The 15,842-nt window shown below is 47.7% G+C and carries 15 protein-coding genes; all 15 read left to right on the top strand.

All coding sequences use genetic code 11. The annotated features are described in order from the left end of the window. A complete protein-coding gene (locus tag ABJ081_05565; protein MEP6356130.1) occupies positions 1–432 on the top strand; it encodes a Fur family transcriptional regulator in 432 nt (143 codons plus the stop codon). A 3-nt stretch (positions 433–435) separates the two neighbouring features. Then, positions 436–1,227 carry a 1-acyl-sn-glycerol-3-phosphate acyltransferase gene (locus tag ABJ081_05560; GenBank protein MEP6356129.1) on the top strand — a complete coding sequence of 264 codons (792 nt, stop codon included), beginning with the start codon at positions 436–438 and terminating at the stop codon, positions 1,225–1,227. Between the two features lie 122 nt (positions 1,228–1,349). Continuing rightward, positions 1,350–2,777 (top strand): tRNA (N6-isopentenyl adenosine(37)-C2)-methylthiotransferase MiaB, encoded by a 1,428-nt coding sequence (gene miaB / locus ABJ081_05555; protein ID MEP6356128.1) that lies wholly within the window; start codon positions 1,350–1,352, stop codon positions 2,775–2,777. Then, positions 2,774–3,790, top strand: coding sequence for a PhoH family protein (locus tag ABJ081_05550; protein ID MEP6356127.1), 1,017 nt, complete (start codon positions 2,774–2,776; stop codon positions 3,788–3,790). The genes miaB and ABJ081_05550 overlap by 4 nt, the downstream gene beginning before the upstream one ends. After that, entirely contained in the window at positions 3,777–4,310 is a 534-nt protein-coding gene (ybeY, locus tag ABJ081_05545) for an rRNA maturation RNase YbeY (GenBank protein ID MEP6356126.1), read from the top strand. The genes ABJ081_05550 and ybeY overlap by 14 nt, the downstream gene beginning before the upstream one ends. Then, positions 4,307–5,419: a hemolysin family protein gene (locus ABJ081_05540; protein ID MEP6356125.1), complete on the top strand. Its 1,113-nt coding sequence runs from the start codon at positions 4,307–4,309 to the stop codon at positions 5,417–5,419. The genes ybeY and ABJ081_05540 overlap by 4 nt, the downstream gene beginning before the upstream one ends. After that, complete coding sequence (gene lnt, locus ABJ081_05535; GenBank protein ID MEP6356124.1) at positions 5,416–7,035, top strand: apolipoprotein N-acyltransferase; 1,620 nt, start codon at positions 5,416–5,418, stop codon at positions 7,033–7,035. The genes ABJ081_05540 and lnt overlap by 4 nt, the downstream gene beginning before the upstream one ends. Before the next feature lie 140 nt (positions 7,036–7,175). Continuing rightward, positions 7,176–7,601, top strand: a complete 426-nt coding sequence (locus ABJ081_05530) for a helix-turn-helix domain-containing protein (protein MEP6356123.1) — start codon at positions 7,176–7,178, stop codon at positions 7,599–7,601. A gap of 176 nt (positions 7,602–7,777) precedes the next feature. Next, positions 7,778–8,980: a methionine adenosyltransferase gene (gene metK, locus ABJ081_05525; protein ID MEP6356122.1), complete on the top strand. Its 1,203-nt coding sequence runs from the start codon at positions 7,778–7,780 to the stop codon at positions 8,978–8,980. A 96-nt stretch (positions 8,981–9,076) separates the two neighbouring features. After that, complete coding sequence (gene trmB, locus ABJ081_05520) at positions 9,077–9,817, top strand: tRNA (guanosine(46)-N7)-methyltransferase TrmB (GenBank protein MEP6356121.1); 741 nt, start codon at positions 9,077–9,079, stop codon at positions 9,815–9,817. Between the two features lie 6 nt (positions 9,818–9,823). After that, the gene (locus ABJ081_05515) at positions 9,824–10,177 is read left to right on the top strand and encodes an MmcQ/YjbR family DNA-binding protein (protein MEP6356120.1); all 354 of its coding nucleotides are present in this window, start codon (positions 9,824–9,826) and stop codon (positions 10,175–10,177) included. 156 nt (positions 10,178–10,333) lie between these two features. Then, positions 10,334–10,879 carry a ribosome maturation factor RimP gene (gene rimP / locus ABJ081_05510; protein ID MEP6356119.1) on the top strand — a complete coding sequence of 182 codons (546 nt, stop codon included), beginning with the start codon at positions 10,334–10,336 and terminating at the stop codon, positions 10,877–10,879. 26 nt (positions 10,880–10,905) lie between these two features. Next, entirely contained in the window at positions 10,906–12,522 is a 1,617-nt protein-coding gene (gene nusA, locus ABJ081_05505; protein ID MEP6356118.1) for a transcription termination factor NusA, read from the top strand. Between the two features lie 21 nt (positions 12,523–12,543). After that, positions 12,544–13,206, top strand: coding sequence for an RNA-binding protein (locus ABJ081_05500; protein ID MEP6356117.1), 663 nt, complete (start codon positions 12,544–12,546; stop codon positions 13,204–13,206). A 45-nt stretch (positions 13,207–13,251) separates the two neighbouring features. Next, positions 13,252–15,840: a translation initiation factor IF-2 gene (gene infB / locus ABJ081_05495; protein MEP6356116.1), complete on the top strand. Its 2,589-nt coding sequence runs from the start codon at positions 13,252–13,254 to the stop codon at positions 15,838–15,840. The last annotated feature ends 2 nt before the right edge of the window (positions 15,841–15,842 follow it).

Raw genomic sequence — 15,842 nt, 5'->3', positions numbered from 1 at the left:
ATGTTCCTTGAAAAACAATGCGTAGACAAAGGAATGCGGATGACCGAGCAACGTCGCATTATTGCGCGCGTGCTGGAAAAAGCACATGACCATCCCGATGTTGAAGAGCTGTATCGCCGTGCTGTGAAAGTGGACGAGAATATTTCGATTTCCACCGTTTATCGCACTGTTAAACTTTTTGAAGATGCGGGTATTGTTGAGCGCCATGATTTTCGTGATGGTCGCTCGCGTTATGAGACCGTACCTGAAGAACACCATGACCATCTGATCGACTTGCGCACCGGTAATGTTATTGAATTTAACAATGAAGCAATCGAAAAACTTCAAGAGGTGATTGCCCGTGAATTGGGCTTTAAACTCGTGGATCATCGGCTCGAGCTTTATGGCGTGCCACTTGATGCGCCAGATGATCCAGATGAGATAAAGAGCTAAGCAATGATAGGCACGGTGCGCGCCTCTTTCACGATCATTGTGTTACTTTTAGTAACGCTTCCACTCATACCCATCCAAATAATACTCAATGGTCTCAAGTTGCCTTCAAGGCGCAAGTTGCCGAGCTTATGGCACCGCTTCGCCGCTCGCATAATTGGTCTAAAGGTAACGGTCCAAGGGCAGATTTCTGATAAGCGTCCGCTTCTTATTGTGGCTAATCATATCTCATGGCTTGATATCGTGGCTCTTAGCGCAAGCGGGCCGGTTTGTTTTATAGCAAAGCAGGAAGTCTCAAGCTGGCCTGCTTTTGGCCTCTTGGCGAAATTACAACGCACAGTCTTTGTCAATCGCGAACGCCGCAGTGCCACGGGTGAAAAGACGAATGAAATCGCCGATCGTTTGAACGACGGTGATGTCATGGTGCTTTTTGCCGAAGGTACATCGACATCGGGCGCCCATGTTCTTACTTTTAGATCAGCTCTTATCGGGGCAGCGCAAAGGGCGATAAGGGATGATGAGACCGTTTGGATACAGCCCGTGGCTCTTGCCTATACCCATCTTCAAGGTATGGCTGCCATCTCAACCGAGCGCGCGCTTACAGGCTTCTATGGTGATATGGAGATGGGTCCGCATTTGCTTGGCGTACTAAAAGAAGCAGCCATTGATGTATCGGTTGTTTACGGAAAACCCTATCAAGTGGGCGCCGCAACTAATAGAAAAGAGTTGACGAAGAAGCTGGAGACCGATGTTCGTACTATGAAAACGACTGCATTGCGCGGGACAAAAAAGCCGTGAAACCATCAAAACGTCATGGTTTTATAAGATAGTGACTTGCCTATTGTCGTAAAGTCGGGAATCAGTGCGCATAATGCCCTATAAGGGTAATGAACAACCTTCTTGAGAGTAACCAAAGCCGTATGGACGATGTAGTGAAAAATGAGAAGAAGAAAACTGACGTCCCTAAGAAGGTTTTTATAAAAACCTATGGCTGCCAGATGAACGTCTATGATACCACGCGCATGGCTGACACCTTGGCGGGTGAAGGATATGGGCAGACGGATGTGATCGAAGACGCTGATCTGGTGTTGTTGAATACCTGCCATATCCGCGAAAAAGCCTCAGAGAAAGTGTATTCCGAGCTTGGGCGTATTCGTCAGCTGAAAGAAAAACGCGCCAAAAAAGGCAAAGAGACCATGATTGGTGTGGCTGGCTGTGTTGCACAAGCTGAAGGTTCAGAAATCCAGCGTCGAGCACCGATTGTAGATCTTGTGGTTGGTCCGCAAAGTTATCACAAACTACCAGGCCTTGTGGCACGTGCGACAGGAAAGAACAGTCGTGATGATTTGTTGGAAACTGAGTTTCCCGCTGAAGACAAATTCGACCATCTGCCAGCACCAACACGACGCCAGATCAAGTCGCGCGGCGCAAGCGCATTTTTAACAGTGCAAGAAGGCTGCGATAAATTTTGTGCCTTTTGTGTCGTTCCTTATACGCGTGGTGCAGAAGTCTCTCGCCCTGTGGCACAGATTGTTGAAGAAGCGCGTTTGATGGCGGAAAGCGGTGTGCGTGAAGTGACATTGCTTGGGCAAAATGTGAATGCGTGGCATGGCCTTGATGGGGCTGGCAATGAGGTGGGGCTTGGTGAGTTATTGTTTGAGCTTGCTAAAATCGACGGCTTATCTCGTTTGCGTTATACAACCAGTCACCCAAACGACATGGATGACACTTTGATTGCGGCGCACCGTGACCTTGAGTGTTTGATGCCATATCTACATTTACCGGTTCAAGCTGGCTCGGATAAAATTTTGAAAGCCATGAACCGCCGTCACACGCGCGATGATTATTTTCGCGTGATTGATCGTGTCCGCGAAGCGCGCTCTGACATCGCCCTTTCCGGTGACTTCATTGTCGGCTTTCCTGGTGAAAGCGATGAAGACTTTGAGGCGACGATGGATCTTGTGCGCCATGTCGAATATGCCTCAGCTTATTCTTTCAAATATTCACCGCGCCCAGGAACACCGGCGGCCGATGAAGAGGTGCAAGTGGATGAGGCCATAAAAGCTGAACGCTTGCAGCGTTTGCAGACGCTCTTGATTGAACAAAGAGATAGCTTCAATGCCTCATGCTTAAATCGTGAGATGACACTTCTTTTGGAGCGCAAAGGGCGCGAGGCTGGCCAGCTGGTTGGTCGTTCGCCGTGGTTGCAGCCGGTACAAGTTAATGCGCCTGAAGAATTAATCGGAGAAATTGTGAAAGTGCGTGTCAGTGAATTAAGTACCAATTCACTTTGTGCGACACTCATAGACCATAATGCTGAAAAGGCATTAGCAATGGGGGCAGTTTGAAAACTGAACTTGAGCGAATAGAACGGATTATCGCTTTTGAGGATAATCGTTTAGCCAGTGACCTTTTTGGGCAATATGACCAAAATCTTGCGCTAATTGAGCAGAGTATTGGTGTTGAAGCCATCCGGCGGGGGAATCAGGTTACTCTTCGCGGTTATGAGGATGCTTGTGATCGCGCGCACCGCACCCTTGAAATTCTATATGAACAACTTAACCTAGGCCGTCCAATCGATAACGGCGAGATCGCTGGTATTGTTCGTATGGTAGAGGCTGAAAAAAGCCAGTTGGTGCTGCCGACTATGGAGAAACAGGCAAAAGTGAAATTTGCTCAAATATCCACGCGCAAGAAAACCATTATTGCGCGCTCTAAAACCCAAGACGAGTATATTCGCGCAATGGGTAAGAAAGAGCTTATTTTTGGTACAGGCCCCGCGGGAACAGGTAAAACATATCTCGTCTGCGCTTATGCTGCTGCCATGTTGGAACGCGGCGAGGTGGACCGGATTATTTTGTCACGCCCGGCCGTTGAAGCAGGTGAACGGCTTGGGTTTTTGCCCGGCGATATGAAGGAAAAGGTCGATCCTTATCTGCGCCCGCTATATGATGCGCTTTATGACATGATGCCGCCAGAACGTGTGGAGCGCGCCTTGGCGTCCGGCATGATCGAAATTGCTCCACTTGCCTTCATGCGTGGGCGCACTCTCGCCAATTCAGCGGTCATTCTTGATGAGGCACAAAACACAACCTCGATGCAGATGAAGATGTTTTTGACGCGGTTGGGTGAAGATTCAAAAATGTTCATCACAGGTGATCCAAGTCAGGTGGATCTGCCGCGCGGCACGATATCTGGCCTTGTGGAGGCTTTGCGCGTGTTGAAAGGTGTCAAAGGCATTGCATGCATCAAATTTACAGCCGAAGATGTGGTGCGCCACGCACTTGTCGCACGTATTGTAAACGCCTACGATGGTGATAGCGAGCACATGAACCGCACAGGACACAATGATGGCGCCTGAGCCAAACTCTTGCACTGATAAAGTGAGGGTCGAACTGGATTTTAGGATTGAGGCAGGCAATTGGCCAGCGCTTGAGATCTTGGAATCCATGATTGACAGCACATTTGCCACTCTTATGGATAATCGATCTTTTTGTCAGGTTTGTAAGGTTATGGATGGCTCAGAAGTTAGTCTTCTTTTTACAGACGACAGCCACATAACTCGGATTAATGGCGAGTTTAGGGGGCAAGAAAAGCCAACAAATGTGTTGTCTTTTCCTCAGCAAGAAGCGGATTGTGATGTTTTTGGACCCTATCTTGGTGATATTGTGCTTGCATTTGAGACCATTTTCCGCGAAGCCGACCTTGAGAAAAAAGACTTTAATCACCATCTTCAACACTTAATGGTTCATGGCTTTTTGCATCTTGTTGGATATGATCATGAAACGGATGATGAAGCTGCGGTGATGGAAAGCTTGGAAATAGATATTTTGCGTGATCTAAATATTGATGATCCGTATAAGGATATGACAGATAAATGACCTTGAAGGCGCCTTCCTCTGATGCGTCAGTTGTAGCGAAAGACGACCAACCTGGAGACGATGAACCCGGGTCTGAAAATGCTGACCAACTTGACGAGAATGATTTAAGCGATAAACCCGCCAAACTGAGTCTATTCGAACGCATTAAAAATATGCTGCCGTTTCGCAAAAATATGTCTTTAAGACGTGACCTAGAGGTTGTGCTTGGCCAAGAGGACGATGACTTAACGTTCAGCCCTGAAGAGCGCTCGATGTTAAGCAATATCTTGTCTTTGCGTGAAGTGCGTGCTGATGACGTTATGCTCCCTCGAGCAGATATCGACGCGGTGGATGTGACAATCACCCTAGGTGAACTTATTTTCCAGTTTGAAGAATCACGCCATTCACGCATGCCAGTTTATCGCGAAATGTTAGATGATCCAATCGGCATGGTTCACGTCAAGGATTTGATGGCTTACATGATGGATAAAGCTGAAAAAAACCCCAATGATGGTGCGAAGCAACGGCGCAATGATGTCGTAGATTATGATCTAAGCAACATCAATTTGAGCCAGACGCTGGAAGAATCAGAAATTTTAAGGCCGGTCCTCTTCGTGCCACCTTCTATGCCTGCCTTTGATATTTTTGCCAGAATGCAGGCCAGTCGGTCACAAATGGCGATCGTGGTGGATGAATATGGGGGCACCGATGGCCTTGTGTCCATGGAAGATGTGGTCGAGGCTATTGTTGGTGATATTGAAGACGAGCATGACGATGAAATCGGCCCTCTCATCACTAAGGAAGCTGATAATCGGTGGAGTGCAGATGCACGAACCCCACTAGGGGATGTTGCGCAAGCTCTTGATATTACTCTTGATATCGACGTTGATGATGATGATGTCGATACAATCGGCGGTCTTTTATTTACTGAACTTGGTCGCGTGCCGGTGCGCGGTGAAGTGGTGCGCGCCTTGGGAGCATTCGATTTTGAAATCATTGAAGCTGATCCGCGCCGCATTCGCAAAGTGCGCATCGTTGCAAGTAAGCCGACGAGTAAGCGTCGCCGGAAACGTTCAACTGATACATCAGATGTGACTGGTGTCTCTACAACAAAGAAGTCTAAAACGTGAACGCATTGCAAGCAATTTGTCATTCCATCGTTTTACTGTCTGGTTGGCGTGTCTTGGCTCTATGCTTCGTGCTTGGTGCTATAACAGCGGCTGGCCTCGCGCCATTGCATCTTACCCCTGTTCTGTGGGTTATATTTCCCCTCTTCGTCTTCACACTTGATGGCGCAGTGCCGAATGCGGAAAAACGGGGCTTGTCAAAATTTATGCCAGCTTTTTGGCGTGGCTATTGGTTTGGCTTTGGGTATTTTATTGCCGGATTATGGTGGTTAGGTTCTGCTTTTCTGGTTGATGCGGATATGTTCGCCTGGCTTTTGCCGCTTGCCGTCATTGGTCTTCCACTTTGCTTGGCCATTTTTTTTGGGTTGGCAGCTCTTGTCGCTCGGGTATTTTGGACTGGGGGGGCTAGGCGCATTTTTGCTCTTGCCGCCAGTTTTGCGGCCTTCGAATGGTTGCGCGGAACAATATTATCGGGGTTTCCATGGAACACGCTGGGCGTACTTTTGGCGCCCAATGATGTGATGATGCAAGGCGTTGCGATTTTTGGACTTTATACCTATGGATTTTTCGCGGTTTTGATTTTCTCCAGCCCAGCCCTTCTTCTAGGTGATGCATCTGTTAATAAATCCAAAGGACGAATTTTTCTGCTGATCATATGTCTCGCCATTGGTCTTGGAGCATATGGTTTGTTGCGCCTTTCTGCAGCTGATGAGGCGCATGTGGCTGGAGTGCAGCTTCGAATCATACAGCCGAACATATCTCAAAAAGATAAATTCAAACCTGAAAAATCGGGTGAAATACTGGAGCGGTACATTTCGATGTCCACCAGAAGTACAAACCCCGACGATTTGGGGCTATTATCCACAACTCATTTAATTTGGCCGGAATCCGCTTTCCCTTTTTTATTGACGGAGCAACCAGACGCCATTTCGCAAATTGCTAATATGCTCCCTGTTGGGACAACACTTTTAACGGGTGCTGCTCGTGCGACCCCGCGCACTGCGGGTAATCAGAGACGAGCATTCTATAATTCATTGTATGTTATTAATCATGACGGCGAAATAAGAGATGCCTATGACAAAATGCATCTTGTTCCGTTTGGCGAATATCTTCCATTTGAAGAACATCTCAAGAATTTTGGCCTATCGTCTTTGGTGCAAGTACCGGGTGGGTTTTCGCCAGGAGCGCACAGGCGAATTCTTGAAACAGGTAATGCTCCGCCTTTTATACCTTTGATTTGTTACGAAGTACTTTTCCCTGGTCAAGTATCGGCCAAGCATAATACACAAAGTGCTGAATGGATTTTGAATGTTACTAATGATGCATGGTTCGGCATTACATCTGGCCCGTACCAGCATTTTCATCAAACTCGCTTACGGGCTGTTGAAGAAGGTTTGCCTGTTATCAGAGCCGCAAATAATGGAATTTCAGCTGTGATCGATGGCTATGGGAGGGTGGAACAAAGCTTGAAGCTTGGCCAATCTGGTATTATTAATTCAAAAATACCCGTAAAAGTTGTATTGCCGGTTGAGTATGATATAAAGACATTTATTTTCTGGGCGTTAATAATATTCTCTATTTTTGCCGCAGCTAGAGGTATTCTAGCAAAACATTCATAGGTGTGTTGATTTATAGTCGATTTTGGTATTTTCCTGTGATCCAAGAGCGGGAAGTGTTACGTAAAATAAGTATTGAGCTAATGAACCATAAATATGGGCCTATCTATATTGCTTTGGTGTTGAATTAGAAAGGCTATCCCCTGATGGCGGGAAAGAAACAACCTAATCCTATTGATGTCCACGTTGGGAGCCGTGTGCGCTTAAGACGCATGATGACTGGAATCAGCCAGGAAAAACTTGGAGAACATCTCGGTATTACATTTCAGCAAATTCAAAAATACGAAAAAGGTACCAACCGCATTGGCGCCAGCCGTTTGCAAAGCATTTCTAACGTGCTCCAAGTGCCTGTTTCCTTCTTTTTTGATGGTGCTCCTGGGCCGTCTGGAGGTATAGAGCCTTCTGGATTTCAAGAAAGTGCTTCATCTCATATGGTTGAGTTTCTCTCCAGCCCTGAAGGGTTGCAATTGAACAGGGCTTTTTCGAAGATTCAAGATCCAAAAGTGCGTCGCCGCTTGGTGGACTTAGTTAAATCGCTTGCTGCCGTTGATGAAGAGACTGCAATTTAAAGTTTTCGAAACCTATACAATTAAGTCTCTTAGTCATCGCTTATACTCTTATCTTCGTAATGGTCTAACTAACTTGACGAGGCTAGATAAAATTGCGATGTGCTGTGTGCCTTTCTATAGAGAGGGCTGCAGCCTATAGCGCTGTTTTGTATAGTGATGTCAAAAAAGGATATGTAGTGGCGCGATCTTCTTATTTGTTTACGAGTGAATCTGTTTCTGAGGGGCATCCTGACAAAGTGTCAGACCGTATTTCAGATGGCATCGTGGATGCTTATTTTAAGGCTGCGATTGATGAGGGTATGGACCCTTGGCAAGTGCGTGTTGCTGCAGAAACCCTGACAACCACCAATAAAGTGGTCATCGCTGGTGAAGTGCGTGGCGCTGAAAGCGTGACCCATGAGCTGATAGAAGAGCTGACGCGTGATGCGATCAAGGATATTGGCTACGAACAAGACGGCTTTCATTGGAAAGACGCAGACATAGATGTGCTTTTGCATTCGCAGTCAGTTGATATTGCACAAGGCGTGGATGTTGGCGGCGTTAAAAGCGACGATGAGGGTGAGGGCGCCGGTGACCAAGGTATTATGTTTGGCTATGCCTGCCGTGATACCGATGTGCTTATGCCAGCTCCTATTCATTATTCCCATGCGATTTTAAAACGTCTGGCTGAAGTGCGTAAAGATGGCACAGAGCCAACGCTTGAGCCTGATGCAAAAAGTCAGGTAACTGTGGCTTATGAAAATGGTAAGCCGGTAGGCGTGACGTCTATTGTGCTATCAACTCAACACAGCGATGAAAATCAGACGTCGGCAGATATTCAAGACATCGTTGAGCCGTATATCCGTGAAGTTTTGCCGCAAGACTGGATAACAGATCAAACCGTTTGGCACGTTAATCCAACCGGAAAATTTGTCATTGGTGGCCCTGATGGGGATTGTGGCTTAACAGGCCGGAAAATTATCGTGGATACTTATGGCGGTTATGCACCTCATGGCGGCGGTGCATTTTCAGGAAAAGATTCAACCAAAGTGGATCGCTCTGCGGCCTATGTTGCGCGCTATCTGGCGAAAAATGTGGTGGCCGCTGGGATCGCGCCTTGGTGCTCTCTCCAGCTTTCATACGCAATTGGCGTTGCGCAGCCTTTATCCCTTTATGTTGATATGGGCGGTAAGGGTGAAGTGAGCGAAGAAGCGCTTGAAAAAGTGCTGGGCCAAGTGATGGATCTGTCACCAACAGGTATTCGTAAGCACCTTGATTTGAATAAACCTATTTATGCCCGCACAGCAGCTTATGGTCACTTTGGCCGCGCTCCTGAGGCGGATGGCGGTTTCTCTTGGGAGAAAACCGACCTTGTGGATGCTTTGAAAAAAGCGCTTTAAACAAGACTGAGCAAACAATTTGATGATATCAAACGCCCCGTATCAAACATCTGATCCGGGGCGTTTATTCTTCGTGTCGAGCGAACTTGAAAAACGATGATAGAAACTGACAATAAAAAAACCTCAGTAAGACCGCGCAAGCGCATGGGCCATGGTGAGCAACTTGCACGTGGTTTTTTCGGGCGACGGATAGGCAAAACACTCAATGAGCGTCAAGCAGCGGTGATGGATGATTGTCTTGTGCGCTTGAAGATCGATATTGAGCGCCCCGCGCCTTCATCGCTGTTTGACATTTTCGAGGCGAATGTCAGCTCTGTGTGGATGGAAAGCGGTTTTGGTGGTGGTGAACATCTGGTGCATCGAGCACGAGAAAATCCGAATATTGGCTTTATCGGCGTGGAGCCGTTTCGCAATGGCATGGCAAAAGCACTCGTTTCCATTGAGGAAGCTCAGCTCACAAACATCAGGGTCTATGACGAAGAGGCGGCATCGCTGCTCGATTGGTTGCCAGCAAACACGCTTGATGGATTTTATCTGCTTTATCCTGACCCATGGCCAAAGACACGCCATTTTAAAAGGCGGTTTGTTAGTCCAATAAATCTTGACCGGATCGCCAGAGTTTTGAAGCCCGAGACTGAGTTTCGTGTTGCTACTGATATTGATGCTTATGTGGAATGGACGTTGGAGCATTGTGAGGCGCATCCGTCATTCACATGGCTTGATGGCGACGAGAAAAACGCCCTTGAGGCTTGGGAAAATTGGCCTGGAACACGCTATGAAGAAAAAGCAATTCGAGAGAAGCGCCTACCAAGGTATCTGACATTTAAACGATTGTGACGAGCGATGACCTATGACGAGTTCAATGATTATTGCGGTTCCTTAAAAGCCACCACCTATGTTGTTCAATGGGGAGGCTCTCATGTCTGGAAGGTGGGCGGCAAGCTTTTTGCCATCGGCGGTTGGAATAAGGGGCAAGCTGGATATACATTCAAGGTCACGTCCTTGTCTTATGACATTTTAAAAGAACAGCCAGGCTTGCGTCCGGCTCCTTATCTCGCTTCAAGGGGCATGAAATGGATACAGCATTACGCTGAGCCGGGACTGTCAGATGAAGAGTTGAAAGCCTATCTCAAACAGTCATACGATTTGGTGGTTGCAAAACTAACCAAGAAGATGCGGGCGGAACTGGCGTTATAGGGTTTGAGCGTGAGAGGCAACACAATGCGTGCGTAAAATTATAGGCGCTTGCGTAAAATCTTATGCGCTGCTATATGAAGCGAACAACTCAATCACATTTTGTGAGAGTGGGCCCGCCGGACCCGCTCTTTTTTATTGGGAAAATGAATAAACTTGATGGAAGAACGCATCGTTAAAGAAACGGGTCTTGATGCCCGCATTGCCAGCATTGTTGAGCCGGTCATTGAAGACCTTGGCTTTCGGCTGGTGCGCGTGCGTATTACAGGCCTTAATGGTATGACGGTGCAAATCATGGCTGAACGAACTGATGGAACCATCGGTATTCATGAATGTGAAGAGATCAGTAAAAACATTGCTCCGGTGTTGGATGCAGAAGACCCAATTTCCAAAGCCTATCATTTGGAGGTTTCGTCACCAGGCATAGATAGGCCTTTGGCGCGGGCGAGTGATTTTGATCGTTGGTCTGGCCATGCTGCAAAAATGGAATTAACAGTACCTAATGATGGTCGGCGTCGTTATCGCGGGACTTTGCTTGGTACAAAAGAAGGATCGCAAGGTTTGCAAATAGGGGTTGAAATACCTGATGCACCTGCAGATCAAGAAGACAAGGTATGGCTACCGCTTGATACCATAGGTGAAGCCAAGTTGATTATGACAGATAAGTTGATGGAAGAAGCGGAAAGCCTGCTTAAACCGTCATAAAAGTGCTTTGATGAGAGGACGTATAGATGGCCGTTAGTGCAAACCGGTTGGAATTGTTGCAAATCGCAGATGCTGTGGCGCGTGAAAAAGTAATTGATCGTGAAATCGTCATTACTGCGATGGAAGATGCGATTCAAAAAGCGGCAAAGTCCCGCTATGGCGCCGAGACCAATATTAATGCGGAGATTGATCCTAAAACGGGCGAGATTCGTCTGCAGCGTCTGCTTGAGGTTGTCGATAATCTAGAAGATTCTACAACACAGATCGACATTGTGACTGCGCAACAGCAAAATCCGGCCGCAACGCTAGGTGATTTTATCGGCGAACCTCTTCCGCCGCTTGATTTTGGTCGTATTGCTGCGCAATCCGCCAAGCAGGTTATTGTTCAAAAAGTACGCGAAGCCGAGAGAGATCGTCAGTTTGATGAGTTCAAGGACCGTATTGGCGAAATCATCAATGGTACCGTCAAGCGTGTTGAATATGGCAATGTGATTGTTGACCTTGGTCGTGGCGAAGCGATTTTGCGCCGCGATGAACTTATTCCGCGTGAAGCATTCCGTTATGGCGACCGTGTTCGCGCTTATGTGCAGGATGTGCGTCGTGAACAGCGAGGCCCGCAAATCTTCTTGTCACGAAATGCACCAGAATTCATGACCAAGCTTTTTGCGCAAGAAGTACCAGAAATTTACGATGGTATTATTGAAATTCGCAATGTTGCTCGTGATCCAGGTTCCCGTGCCAAGATTGCCGTGATCTCGAACGATGGCTCTATTGATCCAGTTGGTGCTTGTGTGGGTATGCGTGGCTCACGTGTTCAGGCCGTTGTGAACGAGCTTCAAGGCGAGAAAATTGATATTATTCCATGGAACATGGATCAAGCGACATTCATCGTGAACGCATTGCAGCCGGCTCAGGTGAGCAAGGTTGTGATCGATGAAGATCAGAACCGTATTGAGGTGGTCGTACCAGATGAGCAATTGTCGTTGGCTATTGGTCGTCGCGGTCAAAATGTGCGTCTTGCCTCGCAATTGACAGGCTGGGATATTGATATTCTAACCGAGGAAGATGAAAGCGAACGTCGTCAGAAAGAATTTGCTGAACGTACATCTCTCTTTGCTGCGGCCCTTGATGTTGATGAAGTTGTTGCCCAGCTACTGGCTTCAGAAGGCTTTGGGTCTCTTGAAGAAATTGCTTATGTCGAGCTTGATGAAATTGCTTTTATTGAAGGTTTTGACGACGATACAGCATCTGAGCTACAATCTCGTGCCCGTGAACATCTTGAAAAGCGTGATCGCGAACTCGACAGTGAGCGTGTAAAACTTGGTGTTGAAGATGGGTTGTTACAAGTTCCTAATATGACGGTCTCTATGATGGTTGCGCTTGGTAAAGATGATATCAAGACTGTTGAGGACTTTGCGGGATGTGTTGCTGACGATCTTTTGGGTTGGACGGAACGCAAGGACGGGGAAAGCAAACGTTTTCCCGGTGCTCTCGAAAGCTTTGATATCACCCGCGAAGATGCCGATAATATGATTATGACCGCGCGTGTTCAGGTGGGTTGGGTAACTGAAGAAGATCTGGCTAAGCCTGCAGAAGAAGAAGTTGAGACAGAAGAGGCGGAAGAGCAAAAAGACGAGGTTTAAGTTGGGCCTGAAGGTAATCTGATGGCTAAGCAACATAGAAAAGGTGGTAGTAAGCCGGATGAAGGTGAGAACGCGGGTAAGCGAACCTGCATTGTACATAGGCAAGTAAAGTCATCTGATGATATGCTGCGTTTTGTGATCGATCCTGATAGCAACGTAGTGCCGGATTTGAAATGTATTTTGCCTGGGCGCGGTGTGTGGGTTACGGCTACAAGGCAAGACGTTGACTTGGCTGTGCAAAAAGAATTGTTTTGTCGAGCCTTTAAAAGAACAGTTGTTGTTGATAAGGCATTGGGAGACAGGATTGAGCAGATGCTGGAAACGGCGACCTTGAGTGCACTTGGCTTTAGCGCTAAGGCAGGGTTGGTGGTCACAGGGTTTGAAAAAGTACAGGCGACACTGAGTAAAAATCAACTGCGTGCAGTGATTTTTGCCTTTGATGGCGCCGAAGACGGCATCCGCAAGATGCGGTCAAAAGTGAAACAATCGGTGCGTGTGAAGAAGATCGCAGTGCATCAAAGTTTACGCTGTGAACAAATGGCCTTGGCCTTGGGGCGGTCAAATGTGATACATGCTGCATTACTAAAAGGTGGTGCAACAGATATGTGCTTAAAAATGATGGGCAGACTGGAAAAGTTTCGATCTGCTGTGAATAAAGAAAACGAAGACGAAACAAATATTTAGCTGATGTGTTTGCCAAAGGGCAAACGGGAAAGAGTGACGGAACGTATGAGCGATACGAACGATTCAGGCGAAGATAAAGGCGACGAAGGCAAGAAAACATTGTCTTTGAAACGCGGCGCGGGTGGCACAGTGCGCCAGAGCTTTTCGCATGGGCGCACAAATACTGTGGTAGTTGAAAAGAAACGGCGACGTTTCTCTGCGCCTGGTTCTACACCAGCACCTGCACCAGAGGCTGCACCTGTTGTCGAAACACGGGTGGCAAAGCCTAAGGTTGCTGCGCCGGCCCCCGAGGCATCAGCGCCGAAGAAAAAACCAGAACCTGCGGCTGGGAATTCTGGCGGTGCGATATTACGCCATCTTTCAAATAATGAACAAGAAGCGCGCGCGCGCGCATTGGCCTTTGCCCGCGAACGGGAAGAAGAGCGAGTACTCAAAGAAAAAGACGAAGAATTAGCTCGTAATAACCGGGCAGAAAAAGAAAAAGCCGATGCGCAGAAGCGCAAAGAAGCTGAAGCGAAGCGTATAGCTGAAGAAGAAGCTCTTTTGGCGGAAAAATTAGCCCGCGCGGAGGAAGAATCATCTAATGCCGCCGCTGCAGTTGAAATTAATCCAGCAGCTCCAACACCAAAACGCTCTGTAGAAGATCGCAATAATAAATTGGATGATAGCAAGGGCGGCTTGAAAGCCTATGAGCGAGTAAAAGTAGACACACCCAAACCTGCCCGCCGAACCGAAGAACGCAAACGCGGAAAACTGACGCTCGCCAATGCGCTCGATGATAGTCAGCGCGAACGTTCTCTAGCTTCGATTAAACGTCAGCGCGAACGCGAAAAAGCACGTGCTGCAGCCAAGGCGCCGCGTGAAAAAATCTCACGTGATGTTGTTATTCCAGAGACTATTACGATTGCTGAACTCGCAAACCGTATGTCTGAGCGTGCTGTTGATGTGGTGAAACTGTTAATGCAGCAGGGTCAAATGATGACCGCAAATGACATCATTGATTCAGATACCGCACAGCTGATCGCTGAAGAGATGGGACACAAGGTAACGCGTGTCGCTGAATCTGACATTGAAGGCGATCTGTTTGAAGACATTATGAATGACGACGACGGTGAAGCATTGCCGCGTCCGCCTGTTGTGACAATCATGGGTCACGTAGACCACGGTAAGACGTCACTGCTTGATGCCATTCGTAATGCCAATGTTGTTTCTGGTGAGGCCGGTGGCATCACTCAACATATTGGTGCCTATCAGGTAGAGCAGAACGGCTCTAAGATCACATTTATTGATACACCGGGCCACGCAGCTTTTACGGAAATGCGTGCTCGTGGTGCTCAGTCAACTGATATCGTTATTTTGGTGGTGGCCGCTGATGATGGCGTGATGCCGCAAACTATTGAAGCGATCAATCACGCTAAAGCAGCAGAAGTGCCTGTTATCGTTGCCGTGAACAAAATAGATAAGCCAGCAGCAGACCCAACCCGTGTGCGCAATGAATTGTTGCAGCATGAGGTGTTTGTGGAAAGCATGGGCGGCGAAGTGCAGGAAGTCGAAGTCTCTGCGCTTAAAGGGACCAATCTCGATCAACTTCTTGATGCCATTACACTTCAAGCTGAGCTGCTTGATTTGAAAGCCAATGTAACCGGATCGGCTAAAGGTACTGTCGTTGAAGCTAAGCTCGATAAGGGACGTGGTCCAGTTGCGACCGTGCTGGTGCAAGGCGGTACATTGCGTGTGGGTGACATTGTTGTTGCTGGCGCATGTTGGGGTAAAGTGCGCGCACTTATAGACGACCAAAATCAACAGGTCACCGAGGCATTGCCATCGAAACCGGTTGAGGTTTTGGGCTATGATGGTGCGCCAGAAGCTGGCAATCGTTTTGCGGTTGTAGATTCAGAAGCTAAAGCGCGCGAGATTACGGAATACCGTCAACGCCAAAACCGCGATAAGGCAATGGCGCGTCTAACCACGCAACGCGGTTCTTTGGAGCAGATGCTGAACAAGCTTCAGACCTCTGAATTGGCGGAAATTCCACTTGTTCTCAAAGGGGATGTGCAAGGTTCAATTGAAGCCATCATTAGTTCGATTGATAAGCTTGCGACAGACGAAGTTGCGGGGCGTATCATTCATTCGGCTGTCGGTGGCATCACAGAATCTGACGTGACATTGGCATCAGCATCGAATGCACCGATCATCGGCTTTAATGTTCGTGCCAGTAAACAGGCGCGTGATCTGGCTGAGGCCGAAGGTATCGAAATTCGCTACTATAATATCATCTACGATTTGATTGATGACGTTAAAGGCGTGATGTCAGGCATGTTGACACCAGAACGCCGTGAAACCTTCATCGGTAATGCTTCAATCCTTGAAGTCTTCAACATCACGAAAGTTGGCAAGGTTGCCGGTTGTCGTGTGACAGAAGGTATGGTTGAACGCGGTGCTGGTGTTCGTCTTATTCGCGATAATGTTGTTATCCATGAAGGAGAGCTTTCAACGCTGAAACGCTTTAAAGATGAAGTGAAGGACGTTGCCGGTGGTCAAGAATGCGGCATGGCTTTCCTTAACTATCAGGATATGCGTGAAGGTGATGTGATCGAATGTTTCCGTGTGGAACATGTCGAGCGTTCACTCTAAGT

The organism is Hyphomicrobiales bacterium, from assembly GCA_039989895.1.
Taxonomy (GTDB): Bacteria; Pseudomonadota; Alphaproteobacteria; order Rhizobiales; family JACESI01; genus JACESI01.
This window is presented reverse-complemented; position numbering and strand designations above follow the sequence as displayed.

What these genes read in the sequence shown, in the direction of transcription:
- ABJ081_05515 (MEP6356120.1), top strand. Translation starts at nt 9,824, where the DNA reads ATGACCTATGACGAGTTCAATGATTATTGCGGTTCCTTAAAAGCCACC.
- infB (MEP6356116.1), top strand. Translation starts at nt 13,252, where the DNA reads ATGAGCGATACGAACGATTCAGGCGAAGATAAAGGCGACGAAGGCAAG.
- ybeY (MEP6356126.1), top strand. Translation starts at nt 3,777, where the DNA reads ATGATGGCGCCTGAGCCAAACTCTTGCACTGATAAAGTGAGGGTCGAA.
- ABJ081_05500 (MEP6356117.1), top strand. Translation starts at nt 12,544, where the DNA reads ATGGCTAAGCAACATAGAAAAGGTGGTAGTAAGCCGGATGAAGGTGAG.
- miaB (MEP6356128.1), top strand. Translation starts at nt 1,350, where the DNA reads ATGGACGATGTAGTGAAAAATGAGAAGAAGAAAACTGACGTCCCTAAG.
- ABJ081_05560 (MEP6356129.1), top strand. Translation starts at nt 436, where the DNA reads ATGATAGGCACGGTGCGCGCCTCTTTCACGATCATTGTGTTACTTTTA.
- nusA (MEP6356118.1), top strand. Translation starts at nt 10,906, where the DNA reads ATGGCCGTTAGTGCAAACCGGTTGGAATTGTTGCAAATCGCAGATGCT.
- ABJ081_05565 (MEP6356130.1), top strand. Translation starts at nt 1, where the DNA reads ATGTTCCTTGAAAAACAATGCGTAGACAAAGGAATGCGGATGACCGAG.
- ABJ081_05540 (MEP6356125.1), top strand. Translation starts at nt 4,307, where the DNA reads ATGACCTTGAAGGCGCCTTCCTCTGATGCGTCAGTTGTAGCGAAAGAC.
- trmB (MEP6356121.1), top strand. Translation starts at nt 9,077, where the DNA reads ATGATAGAAACTGACAATAAAAAAACCTCAGTAAGACCGCGCAAGCGC.
- rimP (MEP6356119.1), top strand. Translation starts at nt 10,334, where the DNA reads ATGGAAGAACGCATCGTTAAAGAAACGGGTCTTGATGCCCGCATTGCC.